The 26808-nt window shown below is 72.0% G+C and carries 18 protein-coding genes and 1 pseudogene; 12 read left to right on the top strand and 7 right to left on the bottom strand.

Annotation, left to right across the window (positions count from 1 at the left end; translation table 11 throughout):
• Positions 1-74 precede the first annotated feature (74 nt).
• Genes AC07F3_RS02570 through AC07F3_RS02550 form a run of 5 tightly spaced genes read right to left on the bottom strand, consistent with a single transcriptional unit; the run spans position 75 to position 4976 of the window.
• Positions 75-1106, bottom strand: coding sequence for an MCE family protein (locus AC07F3_RS02570; RefSeq protein WP_479109693.1), 1032 nt, complete (start codon positions 1104-1106; stop codon positions 75-77).
• Positions 1103-2356 carry an MCE family protein gene (locus AC07F3_RS02565; RefSeq protein WP_479109691.1) on the bottom strand — a complete coding sequence of 418 codons (1254 nt, stop codon included), beginning with the start codon at positions 2354-2356 and terminating at the stop codon, positions 1103-1105. The genes AC07F3_RS02570 and AC07F3_RS02565 overlap by 4 nt, the downstream gene beginning before the upstream one ends.
• Positions 2353-3156 carry an MlaE family ABC transporter permease gene (locus AC07F3_RS02560; protein ID WP_114036446.1) on the bottom strand — a complete coding sequence of 268 codons (804 nt, stop codon included), beginning with the start codon at positions 3154-3156 and terminating at the stop codon, positions 2353-2355. The genes AC07F3_RS02565 and AC07F3_RS02560 overlap by 4 nt, the downstream gene beginning before the upstream one ends.
• A gap of 3 nt (positions 3157-3159) precedes the next feature.
• Entirely contained in the window at positions 3160-3990 is an 831-nt protein-coding gene (locus tag AC07F3_RS02555) for an MlaE family ABC transporter permease (RefSeq protein WP_479109689.1), read from the bottom strand.
• A gap of 2 nt (positions 3991-3992) precedes the next feature.
• The gene (locus AC07F3_RS02550; RefSeq protein ID WP_479109687.1) at positions 3993-4976 is read right to left on the bottom strand and encodes an ABC transporter ATP-binding protein; all 984 of its coding nucleotides are present in this window, start codon (positions 4974-4976) and stop codon (positions 3993-3995) included.
• A 777-nt stretch (positions 4977-5753) separates the two neighbouring features.
• Here AC07F3_RS02550 and AC07F3_RS02545 point away from each other — a divergent pair.
• The 9 genes from AC07F3_RS02545 (at position 5754) to AC07F3_RS02505 (ending at position 20340) form a co-directional block, all read left to right on the top strand.
• Positions 5754-6386, top strand: coding sequence for a hypothetical protein (locus AC07F3_RS02545; RefSeq protein ID WP_479109685.1), 633 nt, complete (start codon positions 5754-5756; stop codon positions 6384-6386).
• A gap of 180 nt (positions 6387-6566) precedes the next feature.
• Positions 6567-8036 (top strand): DUF6801 domain-containing protein, encoded by a 1470-nt coding sequence (locus AC07F3_RS02540; protein ID WP_479109683.1) that lies wholly within the window; start codon positions 6567-6569, stop codon positions 8034-8036.
• A 127-nt stretch (positions 8037-8163) separates the two neighbouring features.
• A complete protein-coding gene (locus tag AC07F3_RS02535) occupies positions 8164-9111 on the top strand; it encodes a hypothetical protein (RefSeq protein WP_479109681.1) in 948 nt (315 codons plus the stop codon).
• A gap of 226 nt (positions 9112-9337) precedes the next feature.
• On the top strand, positions 9338-10546 hold the full coding sequence (locus AC07F3_RS02530) for a PucR-like N-terminal domain-containing protein (RefSeq protein WP_479109679.1): 1209 nt from the start codon (positions 9338-9340) through the stop codon (positions 10544-10546).
• 165 nt (positions 10547-10711) lie between these two features.
• Positions 10712-14653 (top strand): Pls/PosA family non-ribosomal peptide synthetase, encoded by a 3942-nt coding sequence (locus AC07F3_RS02525; protein WP_479109677.1) that lies wholly within the window; start codon positions 10712-10714, stop codon positions 14651-14653.
• Positions 14650-16068 carry a M1 family metallopeptidase gene (locus AC07F3_RS02520; RefSeq protein WP_479109676.1) on the top strand — a complete coding sequence of 473 codons (1419 nt, stop codon included), beginning with the start codon at positions 14650-14652 and terminating at the stop codon, positions 16066-16068. The genes AC07F3_RS02525 and AC07F3_RS02520 overlap by 4 nt, the downstream gene beginning before the upstream one ends.
• Positions 16069-16451: 383 nt before the next feature.
• On the top strand, positions 16452-17453 hold the full coding sequence (locus tag AC07F3_RS02515) for an urea transporter (RefSeq protein ID WP_479109674.1): 1002 nt from the start codon (positions 16452-16454) through the stop codon (positions 17451-17453).
• Positions 17454-17540: 87 nt separating this feature from the next.
• A complete protein-coding gene (locus tag AC07F3_RS02510) occupies positions 17541-19640 on the top strand; it encodes an MDR family MFS transporter (RefSeq protein ID WP_479109673.1) in 2100 nt (699 codons plus the stop codon).
• Between the two features lie 82 nt (positions 19641-19722).
• Complete coding sequence (locus AC07F3_RS02505; RefSeq protein WP_479109671.1) at positions 19723-20340, top strand: TetR/AcrR family transcriptional regulator; 618 nt, start codon at positions 19723-19725, stop codon at positions 20338-20340.
• A 33-nt stretch (positions 20341-20373) separates the two neighbouring features.
• Here AC07F3_RS02505 and AC07F3_RS02500 read toward each other — a convergent pair whose 3' ends face one another.
• The gene (locus AC07F3_RS02500; protein ID WP_479110585.1) at positions 20374-21597 is read right to left on the bottom strand and encodes an FAD-dependent oxidoreductase; all 1224 of its coding nucleotides are present in this window, start codon (positions 21595-21597) and stop codon (positions 20374-20376) included.
• Between the two features lie 203 nt (positions 21598-21800).
• Here AC07F3_RS02500 and AC07F3_RS02495 point away from each other — a divergent pair.
• A pseudogene (locus tag AC07F3_RS02495) lies at positions 21801-24670 on the top strand (glycoside hydrolase family 2 TIM barrel-domain containing protein).
• Here AC07F3_RS02495 and AC07F3_RS02490 read toward each other — a convergent pair.
• The gene (locus tag AC07F3_RS02490) at positions 24660-25079 is read right to left on the bottom strand and encodes a YchJ family protein (protein ID WP_479109669.1); all 420 of its coding nucleotides are present in this window, start codon (positions 25077-25079) and stop codon (positions 24660-24662) included. The pseudogene AC07F3_RS02495 and the gene AC07F3_RS02490 sit on opposite strands and share 11 nt — an antisense overlap.
• Positions 25080-25236: 157 nt before the next feature.
• Here AC07F3_RS02490 and AC07F3_RS02485 point away from each other — a divergent pair, with 157 nt between their 5' ends.
• Positions 25237-25842, top strand: a complete 606-nt coding sequence (locus AC07F3_RS02485; RefSeq protein ID WP_479109667.1) for a GOLPH3/VPS74 family protein — start codon at positions 25237-25239, stop codon at positions 25840-25842.
• A 239-nt stretch (positions 25843-26081) separates the two neighbouring features.
• Positions 26082-26741, top strand: a complete 660-nt coding sequence (locus tag AC07F3_RS02480) for a hypothetical protein (RefSeq protein WP_479109665.1) — start codon at positions 26082-26084, stop codon at positions 26739-26741.
• Positions 26742-26808 lie beyond the last annotated feature (67 nt).

Genomic DNA, 26808 nt, shown 5'->3' with positions numbered 1-26808 from the left:
GGGCTTGAGACGGGGGCGCCTGAGGACGGGGCGCGGCAGGCGCGGGGTTCGCGGGCGGCGCGGCAGCGGGAGCCTCATCCCTGGCACCTCGATTCGCTGACCGGAATTCCGGTGGGCGGCGCGCTGCCGTCCTCGGTCTTCACGCCGGCCACCTTGGCCTCGCAGAGGTAGAGGTTGAGCCAGGAACCGTAGGACGCGGCCCGGGTCAGGGCCCGCATCTTGTCGGGGGTCTTGCGCAGGAAGTTCTCGACCTGGGGAGCGCTCTCGGCGAGGTTCGAGGACAGCCGCCCGAGCTGTCTGATGTCCTCCTTCAGCGGCGCTCTGCCGTCCTGGAAGAGCCCGGCGGTGACCGTGGTGAGATCGCCCATCGCGGCCACGGCCTCGCCGAGCGGCTTGCGGTCACCGGCGAACCCGGAGACCAGTCGCTGGAGCGTGACCACCAGGTCGTTGAAGCCCGCCTCGCGGTCGTTGACCGTGGTCAGGACGGTGTTCAGGTTCGAGATCACCTCACCGATGACCTTGTCCTTGGCCGCGACGGTCGTGGTCAGCGAACCGATGTGCCGCAACAGGCTGTCCACGGTGCCGCCCTCGCCCTGGAGGACCTGCACGATGGAGCCCGCCAGCTGGTTGACGTCCTTGGGCGAGAGCCCTTCGAACAGGGGCTGGAAGCCGTTGAAGAGCTGGGTGAGGTCGAGGGCGGGAGTCGTGCGCTCCAGCGGGATGGTCGCGCCGGGTGCCAGTGTCGCGCCGGGTGCGCCGGTGCCCCGGCCCAGTTCGACGTAGCGCTGGCCGACCATGTTGAGGTACTTGATCGAGGCGGTGGCCGTGCCCGGCAGGGTCCGGCCCCGCTGCACGGAGAACGTGACCTGGGCCAGTCGCCGGTCGACGACCTCCACGCTGTCGACCTGGCCGACCTTCACCCCGGCGATGCGGACGCTGTCGCCCTCGATGAGGCCGGTGGTGTCGGTGAAGCGCGCCCGGTACGTCTGGGTGTCCCCGACGCCGGTGTTGGCGATGGACAGGGCCAGCACGGTGGTCGCGAGCGCCGTCACCAGGACGAAGACCAGCGATTTGACGAGGGGCCCCGCGATGCTGCGGCGCTTCACTTGATGGTCACCTCCGTCCCTCTCAGGGCGGGCCCGACGAGCAGGCTGCTCCAGTCCGGCAGGGACTGCGGGGTCTGCTTCATGCCGGGCGCGAGCAGCTCGTTCACCAGCTGGTTCTCCTGCGGCGAGTTCGCCAGCCCGAGCCCGGCGCCGGGGGCCGCCGCGGTGTTCGTGAGAGCGCTCTCGGTGGGTAGGGGGGCGCCCAGATAGGGCACCGGGTAGCAGTGCGGCCCCCCGCCCGCGGTGTAGACGGGGGTGTCGCGCCCGGCTTCGTACTTGCCGAGGGAGGGCACGGCCTTGACGGTGACGTGGAGCCCGGGCTGTCCGGTGCCCTTGCCGAGCGCCTTGTCCATCGCGGGCACGAACCCCGCGAGCGTGCGCAGGGTGCAGGGGAAGGAGGAGGAGTATCGGGCGAGGAGCTCCAGGGTGGGACGGCTCACCTCGCTGAGCCGGATGATGTTGTCCTTGTTCTGCTGGAAGAAGGCCGTCAGATCCTGGGCGGTCCTCGTCGTCTGCCCGTAGACGCCGAGGAGTTGGGTCTGCTGGTCGACGACGGTGCCGGTGGTGGTCGTGGCGTCCGTGAGCGCTCTCAGGATGTCGGGGGCCGCGTCGCTGTAGTTCTGGGAGACCTTGACGAGCTGTTTCAGGTCGGCGTTGAGGGTGGGCAGGTCCGGGTTGAACTTCTGCAGGTGGGCGTCCAGGGTGACGAAGGTGTCGCCGAGCTGGGAGCCCCGGCCGCGCAGCGCCTGGGCGACCGCGGAGAGCGTGGCCGACAGCTTGTCCGGCTTGACCGCGGTGAGCATCGGCAGGACGTTGTCGAGGACCTGCTCCAGCTCGATGGCGTCGCGGGACCGGTCCTGCGGGATGGTCGCATCGGCCGAGAGCGCTCTCGTGGACGGGTTCGGAGGCGGGACGAGCGCCACGAACCGCTCGCCGAACAGCGTGGTCGGCAGCATCTGCGCCCGCACGTCGGCCGGGATGTGGCGCAGCCGGCCCGGCTGGAGGGCGAGGGTCAGCTTCGCCCCCGCACCGTCCGCGCTGATGGTGCGGACCTCGCCGACGACGACCCCGCGCAGCTTGACCTCGGCGCCCGGATGCATCTCGTTGCCGACGCTGCCCGTCTCGACGGTGATGGTGTCCGAGGGGGTGAAGTCCTTGTCGTACACGGCGATCGAGAGCCACACGAGCAGCGCCGGGACCAGCAGGAAGACGACTCCGGCGAGCCTGCGGCGCACGGCCCGGGGGTTCATCCGGCCACCTTCACGGTCGTGGTGGCGCCCCAGAGGGCGAGCGAGAGGAAGAAGTCCGTGACGGCGATCAATACGATCGCGTTGCGCACCGAACGCCCCACCGCTACACCGACTCCGGCCGGTCCGCCCGTGGCCCGGAACCCGTAGTAGCAGTGGGCCAGGATCACCATCACGCTGAAGATGAGCACCTTGAGCACGGACAGCAGCACGTCGGTCGGGGAGAGGAAGAGGTTGAAGTAGTGGTCGAAGGTGCCGCGTGACTGGCCCTTGAAGACGACCGTGGTCAGCCGGGACGCGAAGTACGAGCTGAGCAGCCCGATCGCGTACAGCGGGATGATCGCGACGACCCCGGCGATGATCCTGGTGGTGACGAGGTACGGGAGGCTGCGCACGCCCATGCCTTCGAGGGCGTCGACCTCCTCGTTGATGCGCATCGCGCCGAGCTGGGCGGTGAAGCCCGCGCCCACGGTGGCGGACAGCGCGAGGCCGGCGACCAGCGGGGCGATCTCGCGGGTGTTGAAGTAGGCGGAGACGAAGCCGGTGAAGGCGGCGGTGCCGATCTGGTTCAGGGCGGCGTAGCCCTGGAGGCCGACCACGGTGCCGGTGAACAGGGTCATCGCGATCATCACGCCGATGGTGCCGCCGATGACACCGAGACCGCCGCTGCCGAACGCGACCTCGGCCAGAAGTCGCTGCACCTCCTTGAGGTAGCGCCGCAGGGTGCGCGGGATCCACAGCAACGCCTTGACGTAGAAGGTGAGTTGGTCACCAGATCGGTCCAGGAGGCTGAGGAGGGCCATGGGTCAGCCGCCCTTCGGGGGGACGATCTGGAGGTAGATCCCGGTGAGGACCATGTTCACGAAGAAGAGCAGCAGGAAGGTGATGACGACGGACTGGTTGACCGCGTCGCCGACGCCCTTGGGGCCGCCGCGGGGGTGGAGTCCGCGGTAGGCGGCCACGATCCCCGCGATGAACCCGAAGATCAGCGCCTTGATCTCGCTGACGTACAGGTCAGGGAGCTGGGCGAGGGCGGAGAAGCTGGAGAGGTAGGCGCCCGGGGTGCCGCCCTGCATGATGACGTTGAAGAAGTACCCGCCGAGGGTGCCCACGACGGAGACCATCCCGTTGAGCAGGACGGCGACGAACATGGTCGCCAACACCCGTGGCACGACGAGTCGTTGGACCGGCGAGACGCCCATGACCTCCATCGCGTCGAGCTCTTCGCGGATGGTGCGGGAGCCGAGGTCGGCGCAGATCGCGGAGCCTCCGGCGCCGGCGATGAGCAGGGCCACGATGAGCGGGCTCGCCTGCTGGATGACGGCGAGGACGCTGGCCCCGCCGGTGAAGGACTGCGCGCCGAGCTGCTGGGTGAGCGAGCCGACCTGGAGCGCGATCACGGCGCCGAACGGGATGGAGACGAGGGCCGCGGGCAGGATGGTGACGCTGGCGATGAACCAGAACTGCTCGATGAACTCCCGCAGTTGGAAGGGGCGGCGGAAGACCGACCGGGTGACCGCGGCGGCGAGCGCGAAGAGCTGTCCGGTCTGGCGGAAGGCGCCGAGGCCGGGGAGCGGGCCGCGCGGCGGCCGGGGAGCGGGGGGCGTCGGGGGGCGCGGGGTTCTCTCTGTCTCCATCGTCACGGCGCCACCTCCCGGGCCGGCGCCATGCCGTGCTCGATGGCTCGGCGGGCGGCGGGCGGCAGCTGGTCGAGCATGGCCATCACCCGCAGCTTGCGGCGCAGCACCGCCTGGCGGGCGGGCAGGCCCGGCGACGGCTCCAGCTGCGGCGCGAGCCTGCGCGGGTAACTCTCCTCGCTCCGGGGTGAGTTGAGCTGCTCCAGGGCGAGCGTGGCGGCGTCCTTCTCCTCGGACATGCCGATGGGCCCCTCGCGGCGCCCGCTGAGGAACTGTGCGACGACGGGCTCCTCGCTGGTCAGGAGCACCTCGCGGGGGCCGAAGGTGACGAGGTTGCGGCGGAAGAGCATGCCCATGTTGTCGGGCACGGTCGCCGCGATGTCGAGGTTGTGGGTGACGATCAGCATCGTCGCGTCGATCTGCGCGTTCAGGTCGATCAGGAGCTGCGAGATGAAGGCCGTGCGGACCGGATCGAGGCCCGAGTCGGGCTCGTCGCACAGGATGATCTGGGGGTCGAGCACCAGGGCGCGGGCGAGCCCGGCGCGCTTGCGCATGCCGCCGGAGATCTCCCCGGGCAGCTTCTCCTCGGCGCCGAGGAGCCCCACCATGTCCACCCGCTCCATGACGATGCGGCGGATCTCCGATTCCTTCTTGCGGGTGTGCTCGCGCAGCGGGAAGGCGATGTTGTCGAAAAGGGACATCGAGCCGAAGAGCGCGCCGTCCTGGAACATGAGGCCGAAGAGTTTCCGGGTCTCGTAGATGTCCCGCTCGGGACTGCTCACCATGTCGACGCCGTTGATGAGGACCCGGCCCTTCTCCGGTTTGAGCAGCCCGATGAGCGACTTGAGGAAGACGGTCTTTCCGGTGCCGGAAGGCCCCAGCATGACGCTGACCTCTCCGGCGGGCAGAGTGAGGGTGACGTCCTGCCAGATGTTCTGCTTGCCGAAGGACTTGGTCAGGCCTTCGACCACGACTTCGATTCCCATCTCACCTCCAGCAGGCTCGTACGTGGTGACGCGAGGGCACCGAGGGGCGCACGGTAAGTCGCGCCGTACCGCCGAAACAAGATCCCGGACGGCCACATCGGTGAAATCCCTTTTTCTTGTCACGCGTTGACAATTTCTCCGCCGCTCCGGGAGACGACTGCGCAGCAATGGAGCAGGAACGGCGTCGGCACGAAAGGACGGGGGCGCCGCGGCCGAGGGGAGCTGGACCGCGACACCCCCACCCTCCGGGCCAGCGGCCCGGCCCCGGAAGCGGATCCGGGCCGGGAGCTCCACCCGGGCGGCTCCCGGCCTTCGGGGGCGCGGCCGGGAGCGTGGACGCCGGCGGCCGGGTGAACTGCCCGGACCGGCCGCACTTCGGACGCTACGGCCCGGTAACCTCGCTCTGCAATACCGGTCGCGGAAGTTTCCGTGCATCAGGTTCCGGACGTCGGCAACTTGTCATCGCGACAGTGATACCGCTCCTGAACTTGTCATTCATTGAGGGGTTTCACCTGTCACCGCATGCCCGGCCCGACCACAACGGGAATGAACGGGGAACTTCGGCACGAATGGTCTGGCCGACGCGGCCGCCTTGCGCATAAATCGACAAGAAAAACCGGCCGGTTGCTCATCCTCGGCACAAGGAAGGGGCTTGCTCGGCACAATATTCAACGGCAGGATTGTGCGCCCATGTTTCCCGCAAGTAACGTCCGCGTCGTCACGGATCGTACGTGGCCGAATCCGTCCCCATAGCTGGTGAAACCGGAGGAGATTACTGTGCGAAGCACCCTTGGAAAGGTCGCGCTGATATGCGGCGCCGCGACGGCCGCATTCACGCTGGCGACCGCGCCCGCGCTGGCCGCGTCGCCCACGAACTGGGTCATCGGCCCCAACTCGCCCGAGAGCTTCACCGCCACGTCCAGCAATGTCGTCCTCTCCATCAACGGCATCGACATGACCTGCACGTACGCCGACGCCGCCGGCACCCTCCAGAGCGCCACCGGCAACCCGGCCGCCGTCGGCAGCATCGACCCGGCGCACTTCGGCCGCTCGGGCGAGCCGTGCACCAGCTTCCTCGGCGCGGTGGACACGGTCGCGAACACCCCCTGGACGCTCAACGTGACGGACTACGACGCGGGCAGCGGCGTCTCGCAGGGATACATCTCCGGTATCAACGCCCGGGTGACCGTGGCCACTTGCGCCTTCACCGTGACCGGCACCGCGCACGGCACCTACACCAACTCCACGGGTGACCTCGCGGTCGCGGCCACTCCCACCGAGCTGACCGTCTCCAACCCGACCGCCGGCTGTTCGGGCGTGGTGTCCGCGGGCGACCACCCGTCGTTCAACGGCGACTACTACGCGGTGGTCAGCGGCACCAGCACGTTCCCCACCATCGTCGGCTCGTAGCGCCGTATGACGCATCGCGTACGCCCAGGGCCCGCCCGGCCGGGTCACGGCCGGGCGGCCCACCAGCCGCGGCACGCGCCGTCGGCCGTTGCGAGAAGCTGAGCGAAGGGAGCTGAACGCCACGTGACAGGGAGCCCGGGCCCGGCAGGCCGGTGGCGGAGCGCGCGTGCGCGGGGTGCGGTGGCGGCGGCCACCGTGGTGCTCGCCGGTGTCGTGCCCGGCGCGGACACGGCCCTCGGCGACCAGCGGGTCAGCACGGAACTCGGCTACAGCTGCGCCTTCCCGGCCGGGGCGCGCCCGGTGACGGTACGGGTCGGCGCCCGGTTCCCCGACCGGGCCGAGGCCGGCCTTCCCATCCGCCCCGCCGACGTCACGACCTCGGTGGTCCTGCCCGACGCCGCGGTCGCCGACCTCACCCGACTGCATGCGACCAGAACCGGCGCCACCACCCGGCTGACGGTCGAGGTGGCTCAGAACGGCGCCACCGCCCCGGCGCTCTGGCAGGGCGCCGCGCCTTTGGTGCCGCTCGCAGCGACGGGCGCCACCGTGCTCGATGCCACCGGCGAGGTCCCCACCGTCACCGCGAACAGCGCGGGCGACCTCACCGTGACGGCGGCCGCCCTGACGCTCGACTTCAGCCCGGTCACCGCCGAGGGCGCCGCGACCGACCCCGCCACCCTGTCGGTGACCTGCACGCTCGCACCGGGCGCCTCCGGCCTGCTCGCCAAGGTCCCCGTCGGCGCGGCCGCCTCCTCGCCCGTCCCGAGCCCCGGCGCCTCGGCCACCACCCCCGCGAGCGGCGGCCCCGACCGGCCCTCGGCCGCCCCTCCCGCCGTCGCCGCGCCCCCGGCGCAAGGGCCCCGGCCCGCGGGCACGCCCGAGTGCCGCGGCGACACCACCCAGCCGCTCGCGCTCTCCGCGTACGTCACCGGGTACTCGAACGTCACCAAGCTGGGCAACGCCTCCCTGATCCCCGTCTACTGCGCCAAGATCGTCCAGGGGCCCAGCCGACTCAAAAGGATCGAGGTCAGGCCGGGCGTCTTCGAACTCCATCTGTTCCAGAACTCGGTGGGCCGGCTCGACCACCAGGGCCGCGCCGAGACACCGCCCGCCCCGGCTACGTTCCTGACCTTCGGGTTCATGCCGACCACGGCCACGATGACGCTGGAACAGACCGGGCCCATGGACATCGACTCGGACCTCAACAACACCGCGGGGCACGGCGAGACGTACATCAGGATTCCGGTGGTACTGCGCCTGAGCGACGTCAGGGTCAACGGAACCCCGCTCGACGTCGGACCCAACTGCCGTACTGAGAAGCCGATTTACTCCGACGACCCGGACCCGGCGAAGAACACCAAGGACCACATGGTCATGCTCGGAAAGCTCACCAAGGGCAAGGACACGGTCTGGCGCGGCTACTCGCTCTCCCGGGGCGGGCCGCTCGACGGCTCCGTGACCATTCCGCCGTTCACCGGCTGCGGGGTGGGCGAGGACCTCAGCCCGCTGTTCACCGCGTCCGTGTCCGGTCCCGCCAACACGGTCAAGCAGAACCAGGGAGCGCCGTGCGCGTCCGGCATCCCCGACGATCCCGCGAAGCTCTGCACCGCCGACAAGCAGCCGACGACCGTGCCGGTGCCGCTGCGGTGAGATCCACCCGCTCGACAACCCATCGTGTCACGATCCGGCCAACTCCCTTGTCCATAGGGCCGGTTGCGGACACCTCCCACATACGCACCGGACGTCGCGAGTCGAGACGTCAAGAGGGGACGACCTCATGAGACCCGTATCCACCCGTCTGCGCGCGGGGCTGCTGGCCGCCGGCACGGCCCTGACCCTGCTCGGGACCGTCGGCCCGGCCGCCGCCGACGCCGCCCCGGCCACTCAACTCGGCGGCGACTGGGCCCCGTTCACCCGCTGCCCGGTGGACGACCCCGCGATGCTGGCCGCCGACGGGCGCGCCGACATCGTGCAGTGCGTCGTCTCCCACGCGGCGAGCGGCTCCATCAAGCTCGGCAGCACCGAAGTCGTCACCGGCGCCAGTGATCTGCAACTCGGCGTGGTGCAGCACGCCTCGGGCGCGCCCACCCTGATCGCGCCGCCGGGCGGCGCGCTGGTCGCCGACTCCGCCGACATCCCGGGCGGGCTGCTCGGCCTGATGTGCCCGAACGACCTGCCAGTCATCGGCGACATCTGCCGCCAGATCACCAACAGCACCCTCAACCGTGTGACCGCCACCGTCGAATCGGCCGGCGCGCCCACCGACTTCAACCTCACCGCGGGCGCCACCTCGGGACAGCCGATCATCGCGATCCCGGTCCGCATCCACCTCCAGAACCCGTTCCTCACAGGCTCCTGCTACATCGGCTCCTCCGCCCACCCGATCGTGCTGCACCCCCAGAACCTCACCCGTCCCGCGCTCGGCATCCAGCGCTTCGACGGCAACGGCACGCCCAACACCGCGGGCGTCATGAACCGGCTCAGCCTCACCGGAGCGAGCCAGACGGACACCACCTTCGCGGTGCCCGGAGCAAGCGGTTGCGGGCTCGCGGGGATGCTCGACTGGGCGGTGAACCTCAAGACCGGGCTGCCCTCGGCGGCGGGCCGCAACACCGTCGTACTGAACGACGCGTCGACCTATCTGGCCGGCCTGCACGCACCGGGCACGGTCGTGCCGAACAACGGCAAACTCCTCTCCCAGTACTGGCATTCGGCGGTTCAGTAGCCGTCCCGCGCCCTCCGGAGGGCGGCCCCACTCCGCCGTCGGGGCGCCCTCCGGAATCGGCCGACAACCGATGCACCATGAGCCGGACCCGGCCTCAAGTGTTGTCCCTCACACGGAAGTTGTTCTAGGTTCAGCAGTCCGCGAAAGGTACGCACCTGTCGGTCGGTGGGAGCGCTTTCTCCATCGGCCCTCCCCCCGCCGGGCGCCGTAGTGCAAGGGGAGTGAGATGCCCACAGCCGCGCAATCACCGGACATCCAGGAGCCGTTGGGGCCGCTCCCCCAGGAGTTCGCCGCGATCATGCGCCCCGAACTGCCGGGCCTGCTCAAGGAGATCGGCGCGGAGGTCACCCGCGCCTACCCCGAGTACGCCCGATTACTGGAGGGCCCCTACGGCGAGGCGATCCGGGTCGGCGTGGAGCAGAACCTCACCGTCTTCGTCGACCAGGTGGCCTCCCCGAGCGCCCCGTCCACGCTGCGCGACGAGATGTGCCGCCGCTTCGGCCGGTTCGAGGCGTACGAGGGCCGCAGCCTGGACACCCTCCAGGGGGCCTACCGACTGGGCGCCCGCGTGGCGCTGCGCCGGGCCAAGAAGATCGGCCGGCGCTACAACCTCTCCCCCGCTCTCATGCTCAGCTTCGCCGACGCGCTCTTCACCTACGTCGAGCAGCTGGAAGCGCTCTCACGAGAGGGCTATCTGGAGGTCACCTCCTTCTCCGGGGAGCGCTCGGACGCCCTGCGAAGACGGCTGCTGCATCTGGTCCTGGCCGGATCGCCGGTACCGCGCGCGGCCATCGCCGAACTCGCCGAGCGGGCCCACTGGCCCCTCCCGGAGCGGGTCACACTGATCGCGCTGCGGTCGGGGACGGACGTGACGCGTGCGGCGTTGGACAACGATGTCCTGATCGATCCGGGCGAGCCGCTTCCGCACCTGCTGGTGCCGGGCCCGGTCGACGAAGTACGAAGACGGATGCTGGACGCGGCCCTGCACGGCTCCTGGTCGGCGGTCGGCCTGGAGGTGCCCATCGGCGATGCGTCCGATTCCCTGCGGTGGGCGCGCCAGGTCCTCGAACTCGCCGCGTCGGGGGTCATCGACAACGACTCCGGCACGCTGTATTGCGAGGACCACCTCGTCACGCTCTGGCTGCGCTCCGATCCGGCGCTCCTCGAACACCTCGCCCGGCGTGAGCTCGCGCCGCTCGACGCATTGACGCCCGGCCGGCGCGACCGGCTCATCGAAACCCTGCGGACCTGGCTCGCGACCCGGGGAACGGCTGCCCAGATGGGTCAACTCCTCGCTGTGCACCCGCAGACCGTGCGCTACCGGATGCGCACCCTGGAGTCCATCTTCGGCGACCGGCTCACCGAGCCCGAACACCGGTTCGCCACCGAACTAGTGCTACGCGCAAGGGATCTGGGCCACCGGGATCGACCCTGAACTTGCCCCGTTCGGCGCCATAATCATCCGAATCACTTCGAAAACAACGGATAAATATCGTCAAGTCCTGACGCCGGGGCGAACCCGCCGCTGGATATGCCCGTCGTAGTGGGCGGATGTCCGAAGGATGTCCGTACCACCCGCACTACGCCAGAGGCATACCGTATGTCTTCGCATCTGCCGGCTGTCTTCCGCGGCGCCGCCGCCCCGCTTCCCCGCACCCTGCTCGACGTACTGGACGCGACAGCGGCCGCCCATCCGGGCGCGCCCGCACTCGACGCGGGCGGCGAGCGGCTCACCTACCAGGACCTGTGCGACCGGATCACCGAACGCGCCGCGCGGCTCACCCGCCTCGGCATCGGGCCGGGCGACCGGGTCGGCGTCCGGATCCCGTCCGGGACCTGCGACCTGTACCTCGCCATCCTGGCGGTCCTCCTGTCCGGCGCGGCCTATGTGCCCGTCGACGCGGACGACCCCGAGGAGCGCGCGGCCACCGTCTTCCGCGAGGCGCGGGTGTGCGCCGTGATCGAGGCCGACGAGCGGATACTGCCGGGGCCCGAGGCGCCGCTGGCCGCACGCTGGCGCCCCGCGTTGCCCGACGACGACGCCTGGATCATCTTCACGTCCGGTTCCACGGGACTGCCCAAGGGCGTGGCGGTCACCCACCGCTCGGCCGCCGCGTTCGTGGACGCCGAGGCCCAACTCTTCCTCACGGAACGGCCGTTGGGCCCAGGGGACCGTGTCCTCGCCGGGCTGTCGGTCGCCTTCGACGCCTCGTGCGAGGAGATGTGGCTGGCCTGGCGGCACGGCGGCTGCCTGGTGCCCGCGCCCCGCTCGCTGGTGCGGGCGGGCCACGAGCTCGGACCCTGGCTGGTCGAACGCGGCATCACGGTGGTCTCCACCGTGCCCACCCTCGCCGCCCTGTGGCCGGACGAGGCGCTCGACGAGGTGCGGCTCCTGATCGTCGGCGGCGAGGCCTGCCCGGGCGCGCTCGCCGACCGGTTCGCGGTCAAGGGCCGCGAGATGTGGAACACGTACGGCCCCACCGAGACCACGGTGGTGGCGACGGCCGCGCGGATACTGCCCGGCGAGCCGGTACGCATCGGACTCCCGCTGCCCGGCTGGGAGTTGGCGGTACTGGACCAGGCCGGACAGCCCGTCCCCTATGGCGGCGAGGGCGAGCTGGTCATCGCGGGGGCGGGCACCGCCCGCTATCTCGACGCCGCCAAGGACGCCGAGCGCTTCACCCCGCTCCCCCTCCTCGACACGCACCGCGCCTATCGCACCGGCGACCTCGTACGCGCCGACGCCGCGGGCCTCGTCCATCTCGGGCGGGCCGACGACCAGGTGAAGGTGGGCGGCCGGCGCATCGAACTCGGCGAGATCGACGCCATGCTGCGAGCGCTCCCAGGCGTGCGCGCGGCGGCCGCCGCGGTGCGCGGCACCCCGGCCGGCGGCCAGATCCTGGTCGGCTATGTCGTCCCCGAACAGAGCGGCTTCCGCTCCGACCAGGGGCGCGGCTTCCTCGCCCAGCGGCTTCCGGCCGCCCTCGTGCCGCTGCTCGTCGAGGTCACCGACCTGCCCACGCGCACCTCGGGCAAGGTCGACCGCGACGCCCTGCCCTGGCCGCTGCCCTCCCAGCGCGGCCCCGTGGCCGACGCCGGACAGGACGGCTCCACCACGGCCCGCCTCGCCGGGGCGTGGGAGCGGATGCTGGGGGTACGCCCCCAGCCGGACAGCGACTTCTTCGCGCTCGGCGGGTCCAGCCTCAGCGCGGCCCGGCTCGCCTCCGAGCTGCGCGAGCACTACCCCGGCGTGTCCGTCGCCGACCTCTACCGCCGCCCAGTGCTGCGGGACATGGCCCAGCACCTCGAATCCCTCAAGGGCCCCGCCGCCGAGGCCCGGCCCATCGAGCCCGTGCCGCGCAGCGCCGCAGTGGTTCAACTCCTGGTGACGGCAGGCCTGTTCGGCGTGGCGGGGCTGCGCGGGCTCGTCGGCCTGGCCCTGCTCGACAACATCCTGGGCCGGCTCGCGCCGCAGGCCTGGGCACCGCACACGTCCTGGTGGTTCGTGCTCATCGGCATGGTGGTCCTGATGAGCGCGCCGGCTCGCTTCGCGATCGGCGCGGGGGCCGCGCGGCTCCTGACCCGGGGCGTGGTGCCGGGCGCGTATCCGCGCGGCGGCCGTGTCCATCTGCGGCTGTGGACGGCCGAGCGCGTCGTCGCCTCCTTCGGTGTCCCCTCCCTCCTCGGCACCCCCTGGGCCCGCCTGTACGCGCTCTCCCTGGGCTGCCGGGTCGGGCCGGGCACCGTCCTGCACGCCATGCCGCCCGTGACCGGTCTCGCCACGATCGGCCGGGGCGCGAGTGTGGAGCCGGAGGCCGACATCAGCGGCTGGTGGCTGGACGGCGCGACCCTGCACATCGGCGAGGTCCGCATCGGCGACGGCGCCCGCGTCGGCCACCGCAGCACCCTCATGCCGGGCGCGGTGCTCGGCGCGGACGCCGAACTGGAGCCCGGCGCCTGCCTGGACGGGCACATCCCCCCGGGCCGGCGCTGGCACGGCTCGCCGGCCCGCCAGGCCGAGGCGTACGAGCGCGTCGCCGGCACCGGCTGGCCCGCGCCGCGCCCGGGACGCTCCCGCCGCTGGGCCGCCGCGTACGCGCTCTCCCTCCTCGGCCTGCCGCTGCTCACCCTGCTGTCCACCGCGCCCGCGCTGGTCGGCGTCTACTACCTCGTGCGGTCCTGCGACACGCTCTCGGCGGTCGCGGTGCGCCTGCTCCTGGCCGCACCGCCCATCACGCTGGTCACCACCCTGTTCTCGCTGCTGACCCTCGCCGCCCTGGTCCGGATGCTCGGCCGGGGCCTGAAGCCCGGCTTCCACCCGGTGTGCGGCGGCGTCGCCTGGCGGGCCTGGCTGGTGACCCGGCTCCTGAGCGGTGCCCGCGGCAGCTTCTTCCCGCTGTACGCGAGCCTCGCGACCCCGGTGTGGCTGCGGCTGCTCGGCGCGAGGGTGGGACGGCGCGCCGAGATCTCCACGGTGCTGCCGCTGCCCTCGCTCCTCACCGTCGAGGACGGGGCGTTCCTCGCGGACGACACCCTGGTCGCACCGTTCGAAATCCGCGGCGGCTGGCTGCGGTTGGGGACGGCGACCATCGGGCGCAGGGCCTTCGTCGGCAACTCGGGCATCGTCGGCCCGGATCGCCGGGTGCCCGACGGGGCCCTGATCGGCGTCCTCTGCGACGCTCCCACGCACAGCGAGCCGGGCAGTTCGTGGCTCGGCCGGCCCGCGCTTCCGCTGCCCCGGGTGCCCACCGCGGCCGACCCGGGCCGCACCTTCGAACCGCCGCGCCGGCTCGTCCTGGCCCGGGGCGCGGTCGAGGTGTGCCGGGTGCTGCCGCTGATGTGCTCGGTGCTGCTCGCGGAGGCCGTGCTGATCGGCGAACAGAGCGCTCTCAGCACGGGCGGGCTGCCGCTCGCCGCCCTGGCCGGGACGGTGCTCCTGGTGGCCGCGGCCGCGGTGGCGGGGCTCACGGCGACCGCCGCCAAGTGGATCCTGGTCGGCCGGTTCGAGGCGGGCGAGCATCCTTTGTGGTCGTCCTTCGTGTGGCGCAACGAGCTGTACGACACGTTCGTGGAGTCCCTCGCGGTGCCGTGGATGGCGGGCTCCTTCACCGGCACGCCCGTCCTCAACTGGTGGCTGCGCAGCCTGGGTGCCCGGATCGGGCGCGGGGTGTGGCTGGAGACGTACTGGCTGCCGGAGACCGACCTGATCACGCTGGGGGACGGGGCGAGCGTGAACCGCGGGTGTGTGCTGCAGACCCATCTCTTCCACGACCGGATCATGCGCCTGGACACCGTGCGGCTGGCCGAGGGTGCCTCCCTCGGCCCGCACAGCATCGCGCTGCCGGGCACCGACGTCGGCGCCCGCGCCTCGGTGGGCGCGGCCTCGCTGGTGATGCGCGGCGAGAGCGTGCCGCCGGACACCCGCTGGGCGGGCAACCCCATCGCGGGCGAGCGTCCGGCCGTCACCGAGGCCCAACCCGCGGCCACCCCAGCGGTGGTGACGATCCGTCAGGGCTCTTCGCGGGAAGGGAGCGCGGCATGACCCGGTGCTCCCGGCGGTCGCTGGTCCGGGTCGCCGCCCTGTCCGCGCTGGGCACCCTCACGGTGGCGGACGAGGGGGCGACCGGCCTCCGGGACCGCTACTTCCCCCAGCACGGCTCGTACGGGCACGACACGCTCGCCTACGACCTGCGGATCGCGTACGACTCGGCCAGCGGTCAGCTCGCGGGCACGGCGCTCATCCAGGCCGTCGCCCTGCGGCCCCTTGAGCGGATCGAGCTCGACCTGTCCCGGCTGACCGCCCACGCGGCGCACGTCGACGGCCGGGCGGCCCGCGTCCGCCAGCGGCAGGGCAAGCTGTATGTGACGCCCGGTCAACCCGTGCTGGCGGGCGAGCTGTTCACCACCAAGGTGCGGTACGGCGGGCGGCCGGGCCCGATCCGGTCGCCGTTCGGGAGCATCGGCTGGGACCGTACCGGCGACAGCCACGACGGCACCCTGGTGGCCTCCCAGCCACTGGGGGCGCCCTCCTGGTTCCCGTGCAACGACCGGCCCGACGACAAGGCCGCGTACACCTTCCGCGTCACGGTGCCGCGCGACCGGCAGGCGCTCGCGAACGGCACGCTCACCGAGTGCCGCAACGAGGGCGCCACCGATGTGTGGACCTACCACCACCCCGGCCCCATGGCCACCTATCTGGCCGCGCTCTACACCGGCCGCTTCCAGCACGACAGCGTGCTCGCGCCGGGACCGCCCGGCGGCAAGCCGATCCCGGTGCACAACGCCTACCCGTCCCGTATCGCCGAGGCGGCCCGGCACGATCTGGGCCGCCAGCCCGACATGCTGCGGCACTTCTCGGACCTGTTCGGGCCGTACCCGTTCGAGGCGTACGGGGCGGTGGTGGTCGACGCGGAGCTCGGCGCACCCGTCGAGAACCAGACCCGCTCCGTGTTCGGCCGCAACCACATCGACGGTCGGCGCGGCTGGGAGACGCTGGTGGCCCACGAGTTGGCGCACCAGTGGTTCGGCAACAGCGTGGGCATCCGCGAGTGGCGGCACATCTGGCTCAACGAGGGCTTCGCGACGTACGCCGAGTGGCTGTGGTCGGAGCACATCGGCGAGGACAGCGCCGACGAGATCGCGCGCCGCGAGTGGCTGGGCCTCGCGCGGCGCGGCCAGAACCTGCGGCTCGCCGAGCCGGGCCCGCGCCGCATCTTCGACGACCGGCTCTACACCCGGGGCGCCTGCACCCTGCACGCACTGCGGCTGACGGTCGGCGACGAACGGTTCTTCGGCGTGCTGCGCGGCTGGCACGCCGCGCGGCGCGGCCGGATCGGCGACACCGCCCTCTTCCTCGCCCACGCCGAGGCCACGGCCGGAGCAGCGGTCCGCCCGCTGCTCCAGGCCTGGCTCTACGACAAGAAGCTCCCGGAACTGCCGCTCGGCGCACCGAGTTGACGGACCGTCATAGGGGGCGGGACCTCCTTCCGGTGGAACTCCTCGATTTCCGGCGCGTACGCGGCCGCCACCGCGTACCGCCGGATCTTGGCGAGGGAGCGAGGAAGCCGCTGTCCTGGCCGGACAGGCCAGCGCGTCCCGGCTCCACCGGCCCCTGACTCCGGACAGGCCTCCCGGGGCTCTTCGTCGCCGACCTTCGTTCCATCGTCCGTACGCACTGGTCCGGCGCTGTCCTCGTCTACAAACCTTTCCGGCCGTAAGGGTTCCGGGCACTTTTATGCCGTCTTCTGCCGATGTATGCCCCTTGCCGAGTCGCCCATGTCGCCCCTTACAGTGCGCTTGGCTGTTCCGGGCCGGTTTCTTGGTTGACAGGAGGAGGGCTCGTGCGACTGCCGCGTACACGACGGGGAGAACTGTTCGCGCTGCACGTGCTGCGCGGCCAGGCCCAGGTGCACCTCATGCCGAGCGCGGTGACGGGGGTGATCTTCACGGTCGCGCTGTTCGCCGCTGGTTGGCGGTACGGCCTCTACGGGCTGGTCGGCACGGCGCTCGGCACCGGCACCGCGCAGGTGCTCGGGGTCGACCGGAGCAGGGTGTCCGCCGGGCTCGAAGGGTTCAACGCCTGTCTCGTCGCGGTCGGCTTCGCCGTGTTCCTCGGCCCCGGATACCCGTCCACGATGGTGCTCGCGGCGGGCGGCTGCGCGGTCGTCACCGTCGTCACGGCGGCCGCCACGACCCTGCTGCGCGGCTGCGGCCTGCCCACCCTGACACTGCCCTTCTGCCTCATGGCGACGGCGATGACGATCGCGGCCCCCGGCTTCGAGCGGGTGTGGCACGGCGGCCCGCACTCGGCCGAGCTGAGCCGCGCGGCCGAGGGCTCGGTCGCGCTCGCCGTCGACGACGTGGGGCGCGCGTTCTTCGCGAACATCGCGCAGATCTTCCTCATGCCGCAGTGGTACGTCGGCCTGATCCTGCTCGTCGGCATCTTCGCGGCCAGCCGGACAGCGGGCGCGATGGCCTGCGTCGGCAGCGCGGTGGGACTGGTGACCGCCTGGGCGCTCGGCGCCCCCACCGCCCGGATCGTGGACGGCAGCATGGGCTACAACGCCGTGCTCGTCGCGATGGCGCTGTGCGGGGTGCTGCTCGCGGCCGACCGCTGGAGCCTCGGCTTCGCGGTGGCCGGCGCGGCGGCGGCCACGGTGCTCGGGCCCGCCCTGAACGCGCTCTTCGCACCGGCCGGCGGGCACGCCTTCACCTGGCCCTTCGTGCTGACCACCCTGGTGTTCGTCGCGTCCGTGCCCGCGCTGCCAAGACTCCACCGCGCCGGGTCACCGGCGGCGCGGGCCCTCCCGGAGGTCGGTTCCGAGGTCGTGCTGGGCGCCTGAGCTCCGGGGCACCCACCGGGCCCCGCCGCCTCACCCGCACGGCCTAGAGGGCATGCGGGCGACCTGCGGCGGTGTGAGGGTGCCAGTGTGACCACCGCCAGCGATACAGCACCCGTGTCCGCGCCGCCCGTGCTCGACGTCCGGCAGCGGAACATCGTCTTCGGGACGATCATGCTCGGCATGCTGCTGGCCGCGCTCGACCAGACCATCGTCGGCACCGCTCTCCCCACCATCGTCTCGGACCTCGGCGGCGCCGCCCACATGTCGTGGGTGGTCACCTCCTACCTCCTGGCGGAGACCGTCGCGACCGCGCTGGTCGGAAAGTTCGGCGACCTGTTCGGCCGCAAGGTCGTCTTCCAGGTCTCCGCGGTCACCTTCATCACCGGCTCGTTCCTGTGCGGCCTGGCGACGAACATGTCGCTGCTCATCGCCTGGCGAGCGCTCCAGGGCATCGGCGCCGGCGGTCTGATGGTGACCGCGATGGCGTTGATCGCCGATGTGATCCCGCTGCGCGAACGCGGCAAGTACCAGGGCGCGATCGGAGCCGTGTTCGGCGTCTCGACGGTCATCGGGCCGCTGCTCGGCGGTCTCTTCACCGACCATCTGAGCTGGCGCTGGGCCTTCTACGTGAACGTGCCCATCGCGATCCTGGTGGTGATCGCCGCGGCCCGGAACATCCCCTCGGTGCGCTCCTCGGCCAAGCCCGTCATCGACTACCTCGGCATCGGTCTGGTCGCGGCCGGGTCCAGCGCCCTGATCCTCGCGACCAGTTGGGGCGGCAACGAGTTCGCCTGGGGCTCACCGACGATCATCGCCCTGTTCGCGGGCGGCCTGATCGCGCTCTCCCTGTTCTGCTGGGCGGAGACCCGCGCCGTCGAACCGATGCTGCCGATGCGGCTGTTCCGCAATCCCGTCTTCACGGTGTGCTCGGTCCTCAGCTTCATCGTGGGCTTCGCCATGCTCGGCGCGATGACCTTCCTGCCGACCTATCTCCAGTACGTCGACGGCGACTCGGCGACGGTCTCGGGTGTGCGCACCCTGCCCATGGTCATCGGACTGCTCATCGCGTCGATCTTCAGCGGCAACGTGGTGAGCAAGACCGGCCAGTACCGGATCTTCCCCATCGTCGGCGCCCTCGTCATGGGGGTGGGCCTCTATCTCCTGTCGCTGATGGGGCCGGGCGTCGGTGCCTGGCTGGAATCGCTCTACATGTTCGTGCTGGGGCTCGGCATCGGCCTGTGCATGCAGGTCCTCACCATCGCCGTGCAGAACACCGTCGACTACGCGGACCTGGGCACGGCGACCTCCGGTGTCACCTTCTTCCGTACGCTCGGCAGCTCGTTCGGCACCGCCGTGTTCGGCACCATCTACGCCAACACCCTCAAACCGAACCTTCAGGACGGCGTGGCCGCGGCCGCCAGAGCCGGCGGCGCGAACCCGGCCCAGCTCGCGCAGGCCGCGCAGTCCCCGGCCGGGCTGCACCGGCTGCCCCCGGCGACGGCCGCCCCCATCGTGCAGGCGTACTCCGACAGCCTCCACACCGTGTTCCTGTGGACGGTTCCGGTCGCCGCGGTGGGCTTTTTGGTCGCGCTCTTCCTCAAGCAGGTCGAGCTGCGCGACACCGCGCGGTCCGCCTCCACCGACATGGGCGAGGGCTTCGCGCAGCCGACGACGGGCGACTCCGCGAAGGTGCTCGAACTCGCCGTCGGCAAGATCGTGCGCGGTACGGACATGAACACCGCGCGGCGGATCGTCGCCGCCTCCGACACCCGGCTCGACGTGGCGGGCGCCTGGGCGGTCATGCAGGTCGAGCAGTACACCCGCATGGTGGGGCACGCGAGCCTCGGCCTGATCGCGTCCCGCCGCCATGTGCCGCCCGAGGTCCTGGTGCCGGTCTTCCAGCGGATGGTCGAGGAGGGGTTCCTCAGCCGCGAGGGCAGCTACTTCTCGCACACCCCGGCCGGGGAGCGCGAGGTGGACGCCATCTCCCTTGCCTGGTCGACGTGGCTGAACGAGCAGCTGGAGAAGGACCGCGGGCGGCCCCGCAGCGCGGAGCTGCGGGCCGCGGCGGACGCGATCGCCAAACGCCTGATGGCGGAGGACCTGGCCAACGGCCTGCCGTCGATCCGGCAGACCCAGCAGAACCAGCGGGACCCTCAGAAGGAGAGCGCGACCAGCCGGGTGTGAGCTCCCGGCCGACGCTTCCTCGGCGCCTGATACGGTCGGGAACCGCCAGGTCAGGGACTTCAGAGCAGGGAGTGGAGGCGCGATGTCCGCTCGTCGGAGCACCGGTGCGGACCGGCCCACCTTCACCGAGCAGGCCCGCCGCCGCCAGCTCATCGAGGCCACCATCGACTCCATCGCCACCCGCGGCTACCCGGCCACCTCGCTGGCCGCGATCGCCGAGCAGGCCGGTGTCTCCAAGGCGGCCGTCCTCTACCACTACGCCTCCAAGGACAAGCTGACCGAGGCGACCCTGGCCCATGTCCTCGACCAGTTCATGGCGTACGTCACCGAACGCGTTGAGCGGGAGGACGACCCGCGGGGCGCCGTCGTCGCCTATGTGCGGGCGATGATCGGCTACCAGCGGGCCAACCGGCGCCATGTGCGGGTGATCGTCGAAATGCTCCTGGACGACCAGGGCGGCACCCGGCTGAAGACGCCCGGCTCACACGACACCGGTGGCCGCTGGCAGGGACTGGCAGCACTGCTGACGAAAGGTCAGGAAGCTGGCTCCTTCCGCGCGTTCGATCCGCGTACGGTGTCGCTGGCCATCGGCGGGGCGATCGACGGGGTCATCGCGCACTGGCTGGTCCACCCCGAGCTCGACCTGGAGGCCGCCGCGGACGAGCTGGTGACCTTCACCTTGCTCGCCGTGGAGCGCTGAGCCCCACACGAGGTCACTCACCCCCAACCACCCTTACCTGCGCGCGAATAGCGGCGCGTGCTCAGGCCGGATGCCGACACCGCCCAGGTACGCGGTGAGGCCGCGCAGGGCCGGGAAGCGGCGGACCAGGCGCAAGGGCAGCGGGAGCCGGTCGCCGCTCAGGGTCCCGTCGAGCGCGGGCTTTAGCAGCATGTCGTGCTCGCCGCGCTGCTGCCGCTGCACGACCCGCACGGGCAGGCCGCGGCGGCGCTGGACGCGCTCCAAATGCCGCGCCGTCAGAGCGTGTTGGCGCAAGGGTTCGGCGAGGATGCGCGCGGCGGCGACCGCGTCCTGGACGGCCAGATTGACGCCGACGCCGCCCACCGGCGACATGGTGTGCGCGGCGTCGCCGATGCACAGCAGCCCGTCCCGGTACCAGCGGGACAGCCGACCCATGGTCACGTCGAGCAGTTTGACGTCGTCCCAGGAGCGGATCTCGGCCGTCACCTCCGCGTCCCAGCCGAAGAGTTCGCCGAGTCGGTCGCGCAGCCACTGGACGTCGTGCGCGCGCAGGGCCGCGTCCTGGCCCTTGGGGATCAGATAGGCGGTCTGGTAGTAGTCGCCCCGGTCCATGGTGACGGCCGCCTGGCCGCCGCCGAAGCGGGCGAAGACGCGGCCCTCCTTCACGTCTCCCCGGGGCGCGGACACCCTCGCCTGCCAGACGTCGATGGGCACCTCGAACCGCTCCTGGCGCAGCCCGGCCGCACAGGCCACCACCGAGTCCCGGCCGTCACAGGCCACGGTCAGGTCGGCCGCCAGCTCCCGGGCCGCGCCGTGTTCATCGACGTACCGCACACCCGTGACCCGGCCGCCCTCGGTCCGCAGGCCGGTGACGGCGGCGCGCATGCGCAGCGTGAACGACGGCTCCTTTCCCGCCGCTTCGGCGAGCAGGCCGAGGAAGTCCCACTGCGGAACCATGGCGATGTACTTGTGCGGGCCGGGGATGCGGCGGAAGTCGGCCATGACGACGGTCGCGTCACCGATCCGCATGCGCATCTCCTCCAGCCTGCGGGCCGGGAGCGCCGCGAAGCGCTCTTCGAGGCCCAGTTCGTCCAGAAGACGCAGGGTGGAGGGGTGGACGGTGTCGCCCCTGAAGTCCCGCAGGAAGTCCCCGTGCTTCTCCAGGACCGTCACCTCGACCCCGGCTCTGGCCAGCAGCAGTCCCAGCATCATCCCCGCCGGTCCCCCGCCCACGATGCAGCAGGTCGTACGCCGCACAGGCTCCACAGCTCCCACGTTCATCACCCCTCGGTCCCTCCGCGATACGAGCAGGACCGACTCTAACCGATCGGTCAGACTTCTGACCGGTCGGTTTACAGGCGGGCAGGAGCGCCCGGCCCCTGGGGAGCCGCGACGCCCCGGGGTCTTCCTCGACCGGCCGGTACGGCCGAGGATCTTCCTCACGTCCCTGGAGGAGATGCATGAACAACACGCCCTGGCACGAGGAGCCGTCGCCCGGCACCGGACCGCTCGGGCCGCGTGCCTGGTTCGCAGAGTCCGACGCGAAACGCCTCTCACTCGACGGGAGTTGGCGATTTCGCCTGTCGCCCGCGGCCGACAGCGAGGACGCCTCGTTCGCCGTGCCCGGATACGACGCGTCCGGCTGGGCCGGGCTCGCCGTGCCGGGGCACTGGGTGCTCCAGGGGCACGGCCGCCCGGCCTACACGAACGTCCGCTATCCGTTCCCCGTGGATCCTCCGCGCGTGCCCACCGAGAATCCGACCGGCGACCACCTGCGCGTCTTCGACCTGCCCGATGCCCTGACGGCCGACGGCGAGGTGCTGCTGCGCTTCGACGGGGTCGAGTCCTGCGCCCGGGTCTGGCTGAACGGCACCGAGCTCGGCACCTTCATGGGCAGCCGGCTGCCGCACGAGTTCGCGGTCGCGGCCCTGCTGCGGCCGCGGGGGAACGTGCTCGCCGTGCGGGTCCACCAGTGGTCGGCCGGGAGCTATCTGGAGGACCAGGACCAGTGGTGGCTGCCCGGCATCTTCCGCGAGGTGACCCTGCTGCACCGGCCCGCGGGCGCGGCCGGTGACTTCTTCGTGCACTCCTCGTACGACCACCGCACGGGCCGGGGCACGCTGAGCGTCGACAGCGCGGTCCCGGGGCGGGTCCTCGTCCCGGAGCTGGGGCTGGACCTCGCGACGGGTGAGAGCGCTCTCATCGCCGTCGAGCCGTGGACGGCCGAAACGCCCCGGTTGTACGCGGCCGAGCTGGTCACGCCCGGAGAGCGCGTTCAGCTGCGCATCGGATTCCGCACGGTGGCGGTCGAGGACGGCCTCCTGAAGGTCAACGGGCGGCGGATCCTGTTCCGCGGGGTCAACCGGCACGAGTTCCACCCCGAGACCGGCCGCACGCTCGACCGGGCCACCATGCGCGAGGACCTGGTCCTCATGAAACGGCACAACATCAACGCCGTGCGGACCAGCCACTATCCCCCGCACCCCGCCTTCCTCGACCTGTGCGACGAGCTGGGTCTGTGGGTGATCGACGAGTGCGACCTGGAGACGCACGGGTTCGAGGAGGTGGGCTGGCGCGGCAATCCGGTCGACGACCCGCGCTGGACGCCCGCCCTCCTGGACCGCGCGGCCCGGATGGTCGAGCGCGACAAGAACCACCCCTCGGTGGTGCTCTGGTCGCTCGGCAACGAGTGCGGCACCGGGCGCGGCCTGAGCGCCATGGCCGACTGGATACGCGGCCGCGACCCCGGGCGCCCCCTCCACTACGAGGGCGACCGCTCCTGCCGGGACACCGACGTGTACTCCCGCATGTACGCCTCGCACGAGGAGACCGGTCGGATCGGCCGCCGCGAGGACACCGACGGTCCCGACGCGCGGGCCCGGCTCCCGTTCCTGCTCTGCGAGTACGGGCACGCCATGGGCAACGGTCCGGGCGGCCTCACCGAGTACCAGGAGCTCTTCGAGACGTACGAGCGCTGTCAGGGCGGGTTCATCTGGGAGTGGATCGACCACGGTCTCGCCCATCCCGCACTCGGGTACGCCTACGGCGGGACTTCGGCGAGGAGGTCCACGACGGCAACTTCGTCTGCGACGGGCTGCTCCTTCCCGACCGCACCCCCTCCCCCGGGCTCGCCGAGTACAAGAAGGTGATCGAGCCGGTCAAGATCGCCGGGGACGGCCGTGCGGGCACGGTCACCGTCACCAATCGCCATGATTTCAGCGGGCTTTCGCATCTCCGCTTCGGCTGGTCCTACGAGGTCGAGGGCGAGCCGGTCGCCTCGGGGCCGCTCGACGTCCCCGACCTCGCGCCGGGCGCGAGCGTCGAGCTGGAGCTCGGCCCCCCGCCGCTCGCCGCCACCCCGCGCGAGGCGTGCTGGACGGTGCGGGCGGTGCTCGCGCACGACACGCCGTGGGCGCCGCGCGGGCACGAGGTCGCCTGGGGCCAGCTGCCGGTGGTGGCGCGCCCGGCGCCCGCGGCCGCCTCGGGGAGCGCGCCGGTCCGGACGGGCAGCCAAGTCTCGCTCGGCCCCGCCGTGTTCGACGCGCGGACGGGTCTGCTCACCGGGATCGGCGGCATCGCGGTGGAGGGGCCCCGGCTCGACGTGTGGCGGGCGCCGACCGACAACGACGCGGGGGCGGCCTGGGTGCCGCGGGAGCAGTACGCCCTGCGGTGGCACGAGCTCGGCCTCGATCGCATGCGACACCGCGTGGACCAGGCGGAGTTGGAGGGTGACCGGTTCGTGGTGCGCTCGCGGGTGGCGCCCGCCGCGTCGGATCTGGGGCTGCGTGTGACGTACGCCTGGAGCGGTGACGGGGAGCGGGTGCGGCTCGCCGTCTCGGTCGCGGCCGAGGGCGCGTGGACGCTGCCGCTGCCGCGGCTCGGCGTGCGGATGGGGCTGCCGGGCGCGTACGGCCGCGCCGAGTGGTTCGGCGCCGGGCCCGGCGAGGCGTACCCGGACTCCCGGCGGGCCGCCCGCCTCGGCCGTTGGAGCATGCCGGTCGACGCGATGCGGACGCCGTATGTGCGACCGCAGGAGAACGGTGCGCGCGCCGGTGTGCGGTGGGCTCAACTCGGCGATGGTGAAGGGGGGTTGAGGATCGAAGGCGATCCCGAGTTCTGGTTCACGGCCCGGCGGTGGACGAGCGAGGAGCTGACCGCGGCCCGGCATCTGCCCGACCTGGTCCCCGGAGACCGGATCTGGCTCAACCTGGACCACGCGATGCACGGCATCGGCTCGGCCTCGTGCGGGCCCGGCGTGCTGCCCCGGTATCAACTCCACGCGGGGCAGGCCGAGTTCGGGTTCCTCTTCGGCCCGCCCGTCAGTCGGTGAAAACCGCGTCGAGGTAGACCCAGGCCCCCTCGACGCGCGAGAACCGGCTCTGCTCGTGTAGCGAGCCCGCCTCGCCGCCATGGGTGTAGTGCGCGCGGAAGGTGACGGTGCCGGTGGAGTGGAAGGCGCTGCCGTCGGCGGTGTCCAGGATCTCCAGGCGGGTCCAGCGCATGCCGGGGTCGAAGTCGATCCCGGCGGGCCGGGTCTCCGGGTGCCAGGTGCGCAGCAGGTAGGGCCCGTCCTGGACGGCGAAGGCGCTGAACCGCGAGCGCATCAGCGCCTCGGCGGTGGGGGCGGCGGCCGCGCCCGAGTGGTAGCGGCCGCAGCACTCGGTGTAGGCGGCGGGCAGCCCGCAGGGGCAGGACTTCGGGGCGGCGGGACGGGTGGGGCGCTTGGTGCGACGGGACATGCCCCCATCTGATCACAAGGGCCCCGCCTGCCCGCGTGGCGGCCGCCCGGGTCGCATGGTGGTGGTGTGCCGGGGCCTCCGGTACGACCGATCGCCGCGCCGGACCGCGTCCTGGACGGTGACCGCCGCCGCCACCGCCACCGCAAGGGAATCCGACGTGACCACAGCCCGCGACCTGCTGCTCGTCAGCATGGACGGCCCCGCCGATCGCCCCGTCGAGCAGGGCGATCTCTCGCTGGCGCTGGCCGGCGCCGAACTGCTCGACCTCGCCGAGGCCGCGGTCGTCGACCTGGACGGCGGCGGCATCGTCCCCGGCCCGCCCCGCGACCTGGGCGAGCCGCGGCTGACCGAAGCCGCCTCGGCCCTGCTCCGGCAGGCACCGTACGAGTCGGTGGAGGACTGGCTGTGGCGCAGGGGCCGCGGCCTGTACGCGGCCTACCTCGCCACCCTGGAGGCCGAGGGGAGCGTCATCCGGGAGCACCACCGCTGGATTCCCGGGCGCACCGGGCGCACGAGGGTGGCCGATTCACCGGACCGGCGCCGGGCGATGGAGCGCTGGGCCTCGGGCGAGCCGGTCCTGGCGGGGCTCGCGGCCGCGGCGCGGCTGTACGACGAGCCGCCCGAGGATCTCGCGGACCGCACCGGCGACGCCGTCCTGAGCGTCCTGTCCGCCGTCGACGACGCGGTGACGGAGCTGGCGGCCGTGCGGCAGCGGCGCAGGATCGAGGACGCGGCCTTCGACAACGTGTGGCGCGGCCAGTGAGACCACGGCCGGGCCGGCGGCGACCGCCCCTCGCACGCGTGCCCCGCGACCCGCACGGGCGGGCCCGCCGGACCCCGGGGAGGCGGGCGGGCGCGTTCGGCGGCGCGCGGCGCGGCCGCCCACCCGTCGTTATCGGCCATCCGTGGCGTTACCGCGGTTAACCCCGAGCCGCGCCCCCTACGGTGATCCGGACGCGCCGTCGGCGCGACAACGTGAGGCCATGGGCAGGGAGTTGAGGCATGAAGCAGAGGTTGAGCGTCCTGGTGGCGGTGGGCGCCCTGACGCTGGGGGCGGCGGGAGCCGGGACCGCGCGGGCCGCGGTGGCGGGTCACGGCTGCCCCACGGCGGAGATCTTCGCCACGACCAACACCGCGATCATCACCGATCCGGCCGACCCCCGGCTGAGGACCCGCCTCACCCGCTTCGACCACGAGGTACGGGCGCTCCTGCACGCCAACGGGGCGCGGCCGGGCGCCTCGAAGCTGCTCGACGGCGTCTTCTGGTCCGGTGACCTGAAGCAGACCACCTACGAGCGCTCGCGCGAGTTCGACGTCAACAAGGTGAGCCGGGAGGGGCTGCACCACATCGCGGGCCTCATCGCCAAGCAGTACCACCAGGAGTCGGTGCTGACCTTCCGCTGCCTGCCGCGCACCTCGCCGCAGGCCGACGCGGTCGAGATCCAGGCGCCCGGCGTCTCGGCGACCAGGCTGCACGACGCGCTGGTCGCGAACCCCGAGGCCCGCGACGAGCTCGGCGGCGGCTCGGTCACCCTCGACGGGCGGCTCATCCTCGTCACCCCCATCGCCGACCTGCCGCTGGCCCAGAAGTTCACCAAAGACCTCGGCGTCGACTGGAACACGGCCGAAGTCCGGTACGGCGACGAGGAGTTCGTCTCGTAATCGCCCCCGATCAGGTGCCCGATCAGCCTTCCGGGATCGACGGGCCGACCGTATGCTCCTGCGCCGG

The sequence above is a fragment of the Streptomyces sp. NPDC045846 genome, assembly GCF_056431605.1.
Note: the sequence above shows the minus strand (reverse complement) of the source record. Positions and strands in the feature narration are given on the sequence as shown.

What these genes read in the sequence shown, in the direction of transcription:
- AC07F3_RS02560 (WP_114036446.1), bottom strand. Translation starts at nt 3,156, where the DNA reads ATGGCCCTCCTCAGCCTCCTGGACCGATCTGGTGACCAACTCACCTTC.
- AC07F3_RS02520 (WP_479109676.1), top strand. Translation starts at nt 14,650, where the DNA reads ATGACCCGGTGCTCCCGGCGGTCGCTGGTCCGGGTCGCCGCCCTGTCC.
- AC07F3_RS02505 (WP_479109671.1), top strand. Translation starts at nt 19,723, where the DNA reads ATGTCCGCTCGTCGGAGCACCGGTGCGGACCGGCCCACCTTCACCGAG.
- AC07F3_RS02555 (WP_479109689.1), bottom strand. Translation starts at nt 3,990, where the DNA reads ATGGAGACAGAGAGAACCCCGCGCCCCCCGACGCCCCCCGCTCCCCGG.
- AC07F3_RS02490 (WP_479109669.1), bottom strand. Translation starts at nt 25,079, where the DNA reads ATGTCCCGTCGCACCAAGCGCCCCACCCGTCCCGCCGCCCCGAAGTCC.
- AC07F3_RS02480 (WP_479109665.1), top strand. Translation starts at nt 26,082, where the DNA reads ATGAAGCAGAGGTTGAGCGTCCTGGTGGCGGTGGGCGCCCTGACGCTG.
- AC07F3_RS02535 (WP_479109681.1), top strand. Translation starts at nt 8,164, where the DNA reads ATGAGACCCGTATCCACCCGTCTGCGCGCGGGGCTGCTGGCCGCCGGC.
- AC07F3_RS02525 (WP_479109677.1), top strand. Translation starts at nt 10,712, where the DNA reads ATGTCTTCGCATCTGCCGGCTGTCTTCCGCGGCGCCGCCGCCCCGCTT.
- AC07F3_RS02565 (WP_479109691.1), bottom strand. Translation starts at nt 2,356, where the DNA reads ATGAACCCCCGGGCCGTGCGCCGCAGGCTCGCCGGAGTCGTCTTCCTG.
- AC07F3_RS02550 (WP_479109687.1), bottom strand. Translation starts at nt 4,976, where the DNA reads ATGGGAATCGAAGTCGTGGTCGAAGGCCTGACCAAGTCCTTCGGCAAG.
- AC07F3_RS02530 (WP_479109679.1), top strand. Translation starts at nt 9,338, where the DNA reads ATGCCCACAGCCGCGCAATCACCGGACATCCAGGAGCCGTTGGGGCCG.